General features: G+C 64.8%; 10 protein-coding genes. 2 read left to right on the top strand and 8 right to left on the bottom strand.

Translation table 11 applies throughout. From position 1 onward, the window contains the following. The first annotated feature begins 2 nt into the window (after positions 1 to 2). A complete protein-coding gene (locus tag WDX12_RS13265; protein ID WP_434725161.1) occupies positions 3 to 941 on the top strand; it encodes a dimethyl sulfoxide reductase anchor subunit family protein in 939 nt (312 codons plus the stop codon). Positions 942 to 944: 3 nt separating this feature from the next. Here the strand turns inward: WDX12_RS13265 and pdeM are convergent, their stop codons facing one another. The 5 genes from pdeM to WDX12_RS13240 form a co-directional block, all read right to left on the bottom strand. Next, complete coding sequence (pdeM, locus tag WDX12_RS13260; protein WP_434725160.1) at positions 945 to 1,661, bottom strand: ligase-associated DNA damage response endonuclease PdeM; 717 nt, start codon at positions 1,659 to 1,661, stop codon at positions 945 to 947. Between the two features lie 19 nt (positions 1,662 to 1,680). After that, positions 1,681 to 4,212 carry a ligase-associated DNA damage response DEXH box helicase gene (locus tag WDX12_RS13255; protein WP_434725623.1) on the bottom strand — a complete coding sequence of 844 codons (2,532 nt, stop codon included), beginning with the start codon at positions 4,210 to 4,212 and terminating at the stop codon, positions 1,681 to 1,683. 186 nt (positions 4,213 to 4,398) lie between these two features. Further along, the gene (locus WDX12_RS13250; protein ID WP_434725159.1) at positions 4,399 to 5,334 is read right to left on the bottom strand and encodes an NlpC/P60 family protein; all 936 of its coding nucleotides are present in this window, start codon (positions 5,332 to 5,334) and stop codon (positions 4,399 to 4,401) included. A 48-nt stretch (positions 5,335 to 5,382) separates the two neighbouring features. Continuing rightward, entirely contained in the window at positions 5,383 to 5,733 is a 351-nt protein-coding gene (locus WDX12_RS13245) for a MarR family winged helix-turn-helix transcriptional regulator (protein ID WP_320297702.1), read from the bottom strand. A gap of 125 nt (positions 5,734 to 5,858) precedes the next feature. Beyond that, entirely contained in the window at positions 5,859 to 7,223 is a 1,365-nt protein-coding gene (locus tag WDX12_RS13240; RefSeq protein WP_434725158.1) for a leucyl aminopeptidase family protein, read from the bottom strand. Between the two features lie 125 nt (positions 7,224 to 7,348). Between WDX12_RS13240 and WDX12_RS13235 the strand changes: the two genes are divergently transcribed. Beyond that, entirely contained in the window at positions 7,349 to 8,176 is an 828-nt protein-coding gene (locus WDX12_RS13235; RefSeq protein ID WP_434725157.1) for a tetratricopeptide repeat protein, read from the top strand. A gap of 86 nt (positions 8,177 to 8,262) precedes the next feature. Here WDX12_RS13235 and WDX12_RS13230 read toward each other — a convergent pair whose 3' ends face one another. From WDX12_RS13230 to WDX12_RS13220, 3 genes are all read right to left on the bottom strand, one after another. After that, complete coding sequence (locus WDX12_RS13230; protein WP_320297705.1) at positions 8,263 to 9,279, bottom strand: type II secretion system F family protein; 1,017 nt, start codon at positions 9,277 to 9,279, stop codon at positions 8,263 to 8,265. A 13-nt stretch (positions 9,280 to 9,292) separates the two neighbouring features. Next, positions 9,293 to 10,306 (bottom strand): type II secretion system F family protein, encoded by a 1,014-nt coding sequence (locus WDX12_RS13225; RefSeq protein WP_434725156.1) that lies wholly within the window; start codon positions 10,304 to 10,306, stop codon positions 9,293 to 9,295. A 130-nt stretch (positions 10,307 to 10,436) separates the two neighbouring features. Continuing rightward, positions 10,437 to 11,936: a CpaF family protein gene (locus WDX12_RS13220; protein ID WP_434725155.1), complete on the bottom strand. Its 1,500-nt coding sequence runs from the start codon at positions 11,934 to 11,936 to the stop codon at positions 10,437 to 10,439. Positions 11,937 to 11,962 lie beyond the last annotated feature (26 nt).

Here is an 11,962-nt window from a genome sequence, read left to right as displayed (position 1 = left end):
TCATGCATCCTGCTTTCTCGGTCGTCTTCTTCACCACCGCTACCGGGGCAGGCTACGGCCTGCTGGCGCTGCTCGGCCTGCTTGGCGGGCTGGGGTTCATTCCCGTCGATTTCTGGCTCGGCCTTGTCGGCATGGCGCTGGCGTTCGGCTTGATCGTCGCCGGTCTGTTGTCGTCCACGGGCCATCTCGGCCGGCCCGAGCGCGCCTGGCGCGCCTTCTCGCAATGGCGCAGCTCGTGGCTGTCGCGCGAAGGCGTGGCCTCGGTCGCGACCTTCATCCCGGCCACGCTGTTCGGCATCGGCTGGGTGTTTCTCGGCCGAAGCGGCGGCTGGGTGGCGGTTGCCGGGCTGCTGGCGGCGGCAGGCGCGGTGACGACCGTTTGCACGACAGGCATGATCTACGCCTCATTGAAGCCGATTGCGCAGTGGCACAGCCGCTATACATTGCCGGCTTATCTTATTTTCGCCGGCATGACCGGAAGCGTTCTCGCCAACGCCTTGCTTCAGGCGTTCAAGCAGGCTTCAACGGCGATGCTCATCGGCACCCTGCTTGCAACGCTCGCCGGCTGGGGCTGGAAGCTCGCGACCTGGCGCTACAATGACCGGCTGGAGATCCCGACGACCGCCAACACGGCGACGGGCCTCGCCGGCGGCACGGTGCGTTCTATGGAATGGCCGCACACGGAAGAGAACTATCTGCTCAAGGAAATGGGCTTCCGCATCGCCCGCAAGCATAGCGCCAAGCTGCGGCGGATCACGCAGGCGATGGCCTTTGGCACGCCAGCTGTCCTGCTTGCCGTCACGTTCGCCTTACCGTGGCCCTTCGCGGCGATTGTGTCGGTGGCGGCGGCTATCTCCCAGCTCGCCGGCATACTGGTCGAGCGCTGGCTGTTCTTCGCTGAGGCGAAGCATACGGTTATGCTGTACTATGGACGAGAGTAGCCTCTAACCCGGCCTTAACATCGAACCCGAAATCGCGAAGATACGCTCGGCGCCCAGCATATAGGCCATCAGCGTTTCCAGCCGAAAAAGGCCGGCATAGGCGTGGTCGAGCACGTTGAGCGAGCCGGTATAGGCGCCGAAGGCCGGCATGATCATGCGGCCGCCGTCGCCGGCGAAACAGCGCCGCCTGACCGAGCGGCCGCGCTGGACGATGCGGGCGCATGGGTGGAGATGGCCTGAAATCTCGCCCTCGACCCGCAGCTTCGACGGCTCATGGCGGAAGAGCAGCGAGCCTATGGCGAGTTCGCGCACCGTCTCGCCGGGCAGGTCGGCGGGCGCGTCGGGATCGTGGTTACCGGCGACCCAGAACCAGTCGCGGCCGGCCATCATCGCTTCCAGCTGTTCGCGGAAGCTTTGATGCATCCGCTCGGCGCCGGCGCCGTCATGGAAGGAATCGCCCAGGCTGACGACGATCCGCGGCTGGTAATCTGCGATCACTGCCTGAAGCCGCAGCAAGGTCGCACCCGTATCATAAGGCGGGATCAGCGCGCCGCGCCTGGCGAAGGACGAACCTTTTTCGAGATGCAGGTCGGAGACCGCGAGCAGCCGCAGATCGGGGAAATAGAGGACGCCACGCCGGTCGCAAACCGCGCGCTCGCCGGCGATGCCGACAAGGTCGGCCTCGGCGATCAGCGTTGCGCGCGACAGTGAAAAATTCATCCCCTCTCGACTCTCTCTTTCAGTCCATCATCTCCGGCCCCATGGCCTCTTCGACAAGGGTGGCGGCATCCATCAACAGCGCCTCGTCCGCCTCGCCGTTCACCGGCATCTTGCCGATTTCAAGCATGATCGGCACCGCAAGCGGCGATATCTGTTCGAGATTCTTATGCATGATTCGACCGCGGATGCGCGAGAGCATCTCGGCAAGTCTGCTGACATCGAGCAAGCCGGTCGCGGCATCCGTACGGGTGGCCTGCAGCAGAATATGGTCCGGTTCATGACTGCGCAGCACGTCATAGATCAGGTCTGTCGAGATGGTCACCTGGCGACCGCTTTTTTCCTTGCCGGGATGGCGCTTTTCGATCAGGCCCGAAATCAGCGCGCAGTTGCGGAAAGTGCGCTTGAGCAGCCAGCTGTCGGCGAACCAGGCTTCGAGATCATCCCCAAGCATGTCCTGATCGAACAGTGTGGCCAGCGACGGTTTCCTGTTCTTGAACATCCAGCCCATATCGGCCATCGACCAGATAGCCAGCGCATAATCGGTGGCGACGAAGCCGACCGGCTTGGCGCCGGCCCGGTCCAGACGGCGCGTGAGCAGCATGCCGAGCGTCTGATGCGCAAGCCTGCCTTCGAACGGATAGGCGACCAGGTAATATCGGTTGCCGCGTGGAAAAGTCTCGATCAACAGGTCGTCGCGTTTCGGCAACACAGACTTCTCCGCCTGGAACCGCAGCCAATCCGCGACCTGCTCAGGCAGCTTCTTCCAGCGTTGCGGGTCGTCGAGCATGGCGCGAACCTGCTCGGCGAGATAGGTCGAAAGCGGAAATTTTCCGCCGCCGTAGTAGGGAACCTTCGCATCGCTGCCGGGCGCGTTCGAGACGAAGCACTCGTTCTCGCGGATGCCTTCGAAGCGCAGGATCTTGCCTGCGAACATGAAGGTGTCGCCGTGAGTCAAAGTCTCCAGAAATGCTTCCTCGATCTTTCCCAACACCCTGCCGCCGCGCGAGGCTGCCCCCCTGCTGCCGGCCTGGACGTAACGAACGTTGAGCGCCGGCACTTCGATGATGGTGCCGACATTGAGCCTGTATTGCTGGGCGACAGCCGGATTTGAAACCCGCCAAAGGCCTTCCTTGTTCAAGCGGATACGGGCGTAGCGTTCGTAATTTCTCAGGGCGTAGCCGCCGGTGGCGACGAAGTCGATAACCCGGTCGAAGGTCGGCCTGTCCAGGGTGGCGTAAGGCGCGGCCGTCCTTACCTCTTCGAACAGCGCGTCGGCACGGAACGGCGCGCCGCAGGCGCAGCCGAGCACATGCTGGGCCAGCACGTCGAGCCCGCCATTGACCAAGGGCGGCGTGTCCTGCGCGCCGAGATAGTTGGCGTCCAGCGCGGCCCGGCACTCCAACACCTCGAAACGGTTGGCCGGGATCAGGATCGCCTTCGACGGCTCATCCATGCGGTGATTGGCGCGGCCGATGCGCTGCGCCAGACGGCTGGCGCCTTTCGGCGCACCGACATGCACGACCAGGTCCACGTCGCCCCAGTCGATGCCGAGATCCAGCGTCGAGGTGGCGACGATGGCGCGCAACGCGTTTTCGCCCATGGCCTTCTCGACGCGGCGGCGCTGGGCGACGTCCAGCGAGCCGTGGTGGAGCGCAATCGGCAAAGTGTCTTCGTTGACGCGCCAAAGTTCCTGGAAAAGCAGCTCTGCCTGGCTGCGCGTGTTGACGAAGAGCAGCGTGGTCTTGTGCCGCTTGATCTCGCGGTAGATCTCAGGCGTGGCGTAGCGGGCCGAGTGCCCGGCCCAGGGCACCCGCTCTTCCGAATCGAGGATCGATATCTCGGGTTTGGCGCCGCCCGTGACGACAATCAGCTCGGACATCGCGCCGGGAGAGGCCTGACTGACCAGCCAGCGCCGCAATTCATCCGGCTCGGCCACGGTCGCCGACAGGCCTATGGTCTGCAGCCCGGGGACAAAGGCGCGCAAGCGCGCCAGGCCGAGCGCCAGCAGATGCCCGCGCTTCGAGGTGACAAGCGAATGCAGCTCGTCGAGCACGACGTAGCGCAGATCCTCGAAGAAGCGCCTTGCGTCGTTCGAGGCGATCAGCAGCGCGAGCTGCTCTGGCGTGGTGAGCAGGATGTCGGGCGGCGCCAGTTTCTGCCGCTGGCGCTTGTGCGAGGGCGTGTCGCCGGTGCGGGTCTCGATGGTGACAGGCAGGCCGATCTCCTCGACCGGCTTGCCGAGGTTGCGCTCGATGTCCACGGCCAGCGCTTTAAGCGGCGAGATGTAGAGCGTGTGGATGCCGCGATGCGCCTGGCCCGGTTTGCGCTTGGGTCGATTGGCCAGCTCGGTCAGCGATGGCAGGAAGCCGGCCAGCGTCTTGCCGGCGCCGGTCGGCGCGATCAGCAGCACCGATTGGCCGCTTTGAGCCTTGGCCAGCAGCTCGAGCTGATGGACGCGCGGCGACCAGCCCTTCTCGCCGAACCATTTGACGAATGGCTCGGGCAGCAGGACGGCGGCATTCTGTTCGGCAAGGCGCGGCTGCTCGGTCACCCGCAACAGGTAGCGCGGCGGCACGAAATCGCCAAGGAAAATCGGAACAAAAGGGGATCAGCGTTCCTTCTCCCCTTGTGGGGTCCGAAGGACGGGGCGAGACCCGTGGCTCGCCCCCGGGCGGTGGATCGGCGCGCAGCGCCGAGACGGATGGGGGGTGTTCCAGCTTGGCGCCAAGCTTACCCCTCACCCGGATTGCCAGCCGATTTGCGAAGAGCAAATCGGGGCAATCCGACCTCTCCCACAGGGGGAGAGGTGAAGGCGCAACGGCCTCCTGAACCCCGTCGGGCCGCCATAGAGATAGCCGATGCGGTCGACCGCCTCTTTCAGGCCTTCGCGCGAGACCAGCATGGTGTGGCCGTTGGCGTGGATCATGTCCTTTTCGTCAGTCATAACAGCGACGTGGCCTTTCCAGAACACGAGGTCGCCGCGTTGAAGTCCGGCAAAGTCCGGACCCGGCTCTAACGGCGTGCCGATGCTCGCCTGCATGTCGGAGTCGCGCAGCACTCGCCTGCCGGCCATGCGCATCGCAAGCTGCACCAGCCCGGAGCAGTCGATGCCGAAGCCGGAGGCGCCGCCCCAGAGATAGGGCGTGCCGAGGAAGCTCTCGGCAACGGCGACGTAATCCTTTGCCGGTTCGGCGATCGGCCGCAGATGGCCGGCGATGATCGCCTGGCCGGAGGGCAGCAGCGCATAATGCGTGCCGCGCGTTTCGGCCGAGCCGGTCACCGTCACGGTCGAGCCCATCGACAGCTGTCCGCTGATCGGAAAGCGCAGATCCGGTCCGGGATAGAGAAAAGTGCGCGGCACGGAGACGATGTGGGTTGGCGCATGTTCGCGCTGACCAAGGAGATTGTCGGCCACATAGCCGACATAGCCGTCGCGTTCGGCCTGCACCCAGGCCCAGCCTTCGGCATCCTCGAAGACCAGCACGTCGTCGCCAAACAACGCCTGGGTGTTCACTCCGGCATCGGGGCGCGGCGCCTTGCGCAGGTCGGCGACCGACGCTGTGATCCGGGCCGGGCGGCCGGTGACGAAGCGGTCGGCGGCGACCTCGCCCTTCAGCCTTGCATCGGCAAGGTCGGAACGGAAGGCGTGAAGGCGGGCATCCCTGGCGGTCAAATCGATAATCCAGTCAAATCAGCAATGAACTCAGATGGGGCGCCGAGATCAGATGGGAAGGTCGTGCGCCCTGGCGACGATACCATCGCCGAAGCGCTCGACAAAGAGCGCGCCTTCCACCGTGCGCCGGATCAGCACGTTGCGCTTGTCGAGCTCGTCGCGGTGGCGCGAGACCAGTTTCAGCGCGCCCATCGTGTCGAGGGCGCGGGTGATGACCGGCTTGGTGACGTTGAGCTTGGCGGCCAGCCCGCGCACCGTGTGCGGCGGCGGATCGAGATAGATGGTGAACAGGATCGCCGTCTGGCGCATGGTCAGATCCGGCGCGCCATCGCGCACCTGGGCCAGCATCACCTGCTGCCACAGTCGCAAGGCCTGGCTCGGGCGCATCGAGATCGACATGCGCGAAGCATGCCGGCAAATTGTTTCGGTTCCGTTTCAGTGAAGATTTGTTGCTTGGACCATGATCTTGTTCGAAAACCGATCCCCACGTTTTGCTACGCTGGCCTGCGGTTCGGGATCATGGTCTAGCCGAAACGGCCGGCGATGACGCGCTCCAGCGCTCGAATGCCTTGCGCCTCGCCGCCGGTCAGGCCGTAGGGGCGGTCGACCGGGTTCCAGGCGAAGATGTCGAAATGCGCCCAGCTGTGCGTCTTCTCGACGAAGCGCTTGAGGAAAAGGGCCGCGGTGATCGATCCGGCAAAGCCGTCCGTCGTCACATTGTTGATGTCGGCGATCTTCGAGGAGAGCTTTGCATCGTAGGGGCGCCACAAAGGCATGCGCCAGAGCGGATCCTCGACCGCGACGGATGCCGCGGCCAGGTCCGCGGCAAGCGTCTCGTCGGCGGTGTAGAAAGGCGGCAAATCCGGCCCCAGCGCGACGCGGGCGGCGCCGGTCAGCGTCGCCATGTCGATCAGCACAGCGGGCTGTTCCTCATCGGCCAGCGCCAGCGCGTCGGCCAGGACCAGCCTGCCTTCGGCGTCCGTGTTGCCGATCTCGACCGTGATGCCCTTGCGGCTCCTGAGCACGTCGCCGGGCCGGAAGGCATTGCCGGCGATCGAGTTCTCGACGGCGGGGATCAGCACGCGCAGCCGGACATTGAGTTTCGCCGCCATGATCATGGAGGCGAGGCCCAGCACATTGGCGGCGCCGCCCATGTCCTTCTTCATCAGAAGCATGCCCGAGGACGGCTTGATGTCGAGGCCGCCGGTATCGAAGCAGACGCCCTTGCCGACCAGCGTCACCTTCGGCGCATCGCCCGGCCCCCAGCTCATGTCTACCAGCCGCGGCGCGCCGGTCGAGGCCCGGCCAACCGCGTGGATCATCGGGAAATTCCGCGCCAGGAGATCGTCGCCATGGATCACTGAGATATCGGCGCCGTGGGCGGCCGCCAGTTTTCGGGCGGCTTCCTCCAGCTCGACCGGACCCAGGTCGCTGGTCGGCGTGTTGACGAGATCGCGTGCCAGGAACACGCTGTCGGCGACGCGGCGGACATGCGCGGCGTCGGCGCCTTCGGGCAGCGCAAAGCGCAGTGCCTTGCCTGGTTTCTTGCCGTAGCGTGTAAAGACATAGCCGCCCAACGCAAGCGCGAGCGCGGCGAGTTCGGGTTGCGCCAGGCTCGACGCGAAATGCCAGTCGCCTTCCGGCAACGCTCGTGCGAGCGCGCCGAGGCCAAGAACGCTTTCGCCGTCGCCTGTGCCGAACAGCGCGCCGGCAAGGCCGCCGCCCTCGCCCGGCAGGACCAGCGTGCGCCCCGCTTCGCCGGAAAAACCGTTGGCCCTCGCCCAAGCGATGGCGGACGGCGGCAAGGCCGCGGCTTCAAGGGCGCCCTTTGCCACCAGATAGACAGGCAAGGCGGCTTCCGGCTTCTGCTCAACGAGTTCGACAGGCATGCAATGATCTCCGGCCGAAACAGCTGAGTCGGCGCTTCTTAACGGTCCGTTAGGGTTAACAGAATATTTCTGCGGGAGGGAAGACGGCCAGCCAATGGCCGCACAGGAATGGAGACCGGGCGCCGATGCCGACCAAAGCGTTGAACCTTACAGCCAAGCGTCTGATCACCACGGCCTTCATTGCGGCGCTGGCGGCCAGCGTGGCGGGTTGCGGCAGCACCAGCAAGTTCACCACCGGCTCCATCTCCCGCTCCGACAGCAGGCCGCTGGAAACGATGTCGTCCGGCGAATTGCGTACCGCCACGTCCAGGCTCGGCCAATCCTACGCCAGCAATCCGAACGACAAGCGCATCGCGATGAATTTCTCGGCGGCGCTGCAGATGGACGGCGATGCCGACCAGTCGCTGGCGGTGATGCGCAAGCTGGCGATCGCCTATCCCAAGGATCGCGAGGTCCTTGCGGCCTACGGCAAGGCGCTTGCCGCCAACGGCCAGTTCGCGCCGGCCCTCGATGCCGTGCGGCGCGCGCAGACGCCCGAATATCCAGACTGGAAGCTTGTCTCGGCGGAAGCCGCCATTCTCGACCAGATGGGACAGAAGGACGAAGCGCGGCAGGATTATCGCAAGGCGCTGGAACTGAAGCCGAACGAACCTTCGGTGCTGTCCAATCTCGGCATGTCCTATGTGCTCGAGGGCGACCTGCGCACGGCGGAAACCTATATGCGCTCGGCCGCGCAGCAGCCCGGCGCCGACAGCCGGGTGCGGCAGAACCTCGCGCTGGTCGTCGGCCTGCAGGGCCGCTTCGACGAGGCCGAGAAGATCGCCTCGCAGGAACTGTCGCCCGAGCAGGCGCAGGCCAACATCGCCTATCTGCGGCAGATGCTCGCCCAGCAGAATGCCTGGAGCCAGTTGAAGGACCAGGACAAGGGCAAGGCGAAAGTCGCCACGAACTGACGGACGCTGCCAAGCGCCGACCGCTTCGACAATGAAAAGCCGCGCGGACCCCGCGCGGCTTTTTTGATTGATGCTTACGGGCTCGCCTACTTGCTCGAGGAGCTGTGCTGGTCGCCGAAGATGCCGCGCTGGCTGACCTGGATGCCGGCCGGACCCAGGATGATGGCGAACAGAACCGGCAGGAAGAACAGGATCATCGGCACGGTGAGCTTCGGCGGAAGTGCCGCGGCCTTCTTCTCGGCGGCGTTCATGCGCATGTCGCGGCTTTCCGAGGCGAGCACGCGCAGCGCGTGCGCCACCGGCGTGCCGTAGCGTTCGGCCTGGACCAGGGCCTGCGACACCGACTTCACCGATTCCAGGCCGGTGCGGCTTGCCAGGTTCTCATAGGCGACCTTGCGTTCCTGCAGATAGGACAGCTCGGCGTTGGTGAGCACGAACTCCTCGGCGAGCGCCACCGACTGCGCGCCGATCTCGTCGGCAACCTTGCGCAGCGCCGCCTCCACCGACATGCCGGATTCGACGCAGATCAGCATCAGGTCGAGCGCATCCGGCCACGCCTGCTGGATCGACTGCTTGCGCTTGGTCGCGCGGTTGTTGACGTAGAGGATCGGCGCGTAGAAGCCGCCATAGGCGACAACGACACAGACGAACAGCTTGATGAACGCCGGCTGCTGCGGCAGGCCGCCGAGCACGAACAGATAAACGGCCGCCAGGGCAAAACCGACAAATGGCAGGACGAGGCGGAAGAAGAGGAAGCGCGTCAACGGGTTCTGGCCGCGGAAGCCCGCGACCTTGAGCTTCTGGATCGTGCTTTCATCGGCGAGCGCGCGCCTGAGATCCAGGCGGTCGACGATGTTGCGCATGCCGATGGACTGTTCCTCGCGCAGGCCCTTGCGGCGGCGGTCGGCTTCGTTGGCAAGACGCTGGCGCTGCTCGGCGCGCAGTTTGTCGCGTTCGAGCGCCACGCTCTTCATGCGCGACTTGAGCGACGTGCCGCCGAACGCCGGCATGAGCGTGAAGACGGTCGCGAACACGGCGATGCCGACCAGCATCGCGATCAGGAAGGAAGGGTCGGTGAGTGTTTTGACGACTTGCTCTGTCACCGGATCCGCGCCCCTACACTTCGAAGTTCATCATCTTGCGCATCACCAGGATGCCGATCGACATCCACACACCCGAGCAGCCGAGGATCAGGTTGCCGACGTTGGTGGTGAACAGCGGCATGATGTAGTTCGGGCTCGACAAATAGACGAGGAAGGCGACGACGAAGGGCAAGGCGCCGATGATGACGGCGGACGCCTTGGCTTCCATCGACAGCGCCTGGACCTTGGCTTTCATCTTCTTGCGGTCGCGCAAGACGCGCGAAAGGTTGCCCAGCGCCTCGGACAGGTTGCCGCCGGCCTGCGACTGGATCTGGATGACGATGCCGAAGAAGCCGGCCTCGCTGCACGGCATGGTCTCGGAGATGCGCATGGCGGCGTCAGGCACCGACATGCCCATCTGCTGGGAATCGACGATGCGTCGGAATTCGGACCGGACCGGTTCGGGCGATTCGTTGGCGATCAGGCGGATCGCATCGTTGAGCGGCAGGCCGGACTTGACCGCGCGCACGATGATGTCGAGCGCGTTCGGGAACTCTTCCAGGAAGGCCTTGACGCGGCGTGTGCGGCGAAACGATACGAACCAGCGCGGCAGGCCGAGGCCGCCCGCCAGCAAGGCGCCGGGCAGAGCCCACAAAGGCGCGCCGATAAAAAAGAGAAGGGCCGTGAGCACGAGGCCGCAGACGGCGGAGTAGAGATAGAAACGTTCGAGCGAAACCTGCATGCCGGCCTGGCGGATCTGGGCCTTCAGCGGCGGTTTCTTGACGTTGCGGTCGTTGGTCTTCTGCTTCTCGTCGAGCTGCTTGAGGGAGTCCTGAAGACTTTTGCGCCGCTTGACCGCTTCCGCGGCGCGGTCGCGCGTGGCTTTCACCACCGAGCGGTCGGTTTCGGCCGTCTTGATGGTCTGAAGCCGCTTGCCGGCCTGCTTCTCGTTGTCGATGCGCGTGAACAGGAACGCATAGGCCACCGCGCCGGCGCTGAAGCCGGCGAGCACGATGAAAGCCAGTACGGTGGTGTCAATTCCGAACATCGACCGGGGCCCCTAGGCGGTTCGGCGTTTCAAAGAAACGACGAACCGCCCTATCTCCTTGTTTTGACGCAGTTCCGGACGGAAAGCAGCTTCACGCTTTTCCTGGAATTGCTTCCAACCACCAGATGCATCAGTCAGCGCGCTTCTCCATTGCCTCGAGCGCATTGGCGAGGCGCTGCTCCTCACCATAATAGCGGGCGCGGTCCCAGAAATGCGGGCGGCCGATGCCTGTCGACACATGTTCGCCGACCAGCCGGCCGCTCGAGTCCTCGCCCTTGATGTTGTAGAGGACGAGATCCTGGGTGATGATGACATCGCCTTCCATGCCGACCACCTCGGTGATGTGGGTGATGCGGCGCGAGCCATCGCGCAGGCGGGCCGCCTGGATGATCACGTCGATCGAGCCGACGATGATCTCGCGCACCGTGCGCTGCGGCAGTGTATAGCCGCCCATGGCGATCATCGATTCCATACGGTTGAGGCATTCACGCGGGCTATTGGAGTGGATCGTTCCCATCGAGCCGTCGTGACCGGTATTCATCGCCTGCAGCAGGTCGAACACTTCCGGTCCGCGCACTTCGCCGACGATGATCCGCTCCGGACGCATGCGCAGGCAGTTCTTGACCAGGTCGCGCATGGTCACCTCGCCCTCGCCCTCGAGATTGGGCGGCCGGGTTTCGAGACGGACCACGTGCGGCTGCTGCAGCTGCAGTTCCGCCGAATCCTCGCAGGTGATGACGCGCTCCTCGCGGTCGATATAGTTGGTCAGGCAGTTGAGCAGCGTCGTCTTGCCGGAGCCTGTGCCGCCCGAAATGACGATATTGCAGCGGACGCGGCCTATGATCTTGAGGACTTCCGCGCCTTGCGGCGAGATGGCGCCGAACTTGACCAGCTGGTCCAGCGTCAGCTTGTCCTTCTTGAATTTGCGGATGGTGAGCGCGGCGCCGTCGATCGACAGCGGTGGCGCGATGACGTTGACGCGCGAGCCGTCGGGCAGGCGCGCATCGCAGATCGGGCTCGATTCGTCGACGCGGCGGCCGACCTGGCTGACGATGCGCTGGCAGATGTTGAGCAGCTGCTGGTTGTCGCGGAAACGGATGCCGGTCTGTTCGACCTTGCCATTGACTTCGATGTAGACGTTCTTGGAGCCGTTGACCATGATGTCGGCTATGTCGTCGCGGGCAAGCAACGGCTCCAGCGGTCCATAGCCCAGAACGTCGTTGCAGATGTCCTCGAGCAGCTCTTCCTGCTCGGAGATGGACATCGCGAAGTTCTTGATCGCAATGATGTCGTTGACGATGTCGCGGATTTCCTCGCGCGCGCTCTCGGGATCGAGCTTGGCGAGCTGCGACAGGTCGATCGTATCGATGAGCGCCGAAAACACCTGGCTCTTGGTATCGTAATAGGTCTCCGAGCGCTCGCGCTGGACCCTTCTTGCCGGCTCCGGCGCCATGGGCGGCGCCTCGACGGGCCGGCGCGCCGGCGGCGCGGCCGGTGTGCTGGACGGTGGCGCGGCCGGTCGTTCGGCCGTCATCGTCGCCGTTGGAGCGGCGGCCGGAGCAGCGGATGCCGGCGGACGGAATTCGGGCGTTGCCCGGCTGCCGTCGTCTTTGCCTCTTTTACCAAACATGATCGACTACCCGATGCCGCTCAATC

The organism is Mesorhizobium sp. RIZ17 (genome assembly GCF_051127865.1).
GTDB lineage: Bacteria > Pseudomonadota > Alphaproteobacteria > Rhizobiales > Rhizobiaceae > Mesorhizobium > Mesorhizobium humile.
This window is presented reverse-complemented; position numbering and strand designations above follow the sequence as displayed.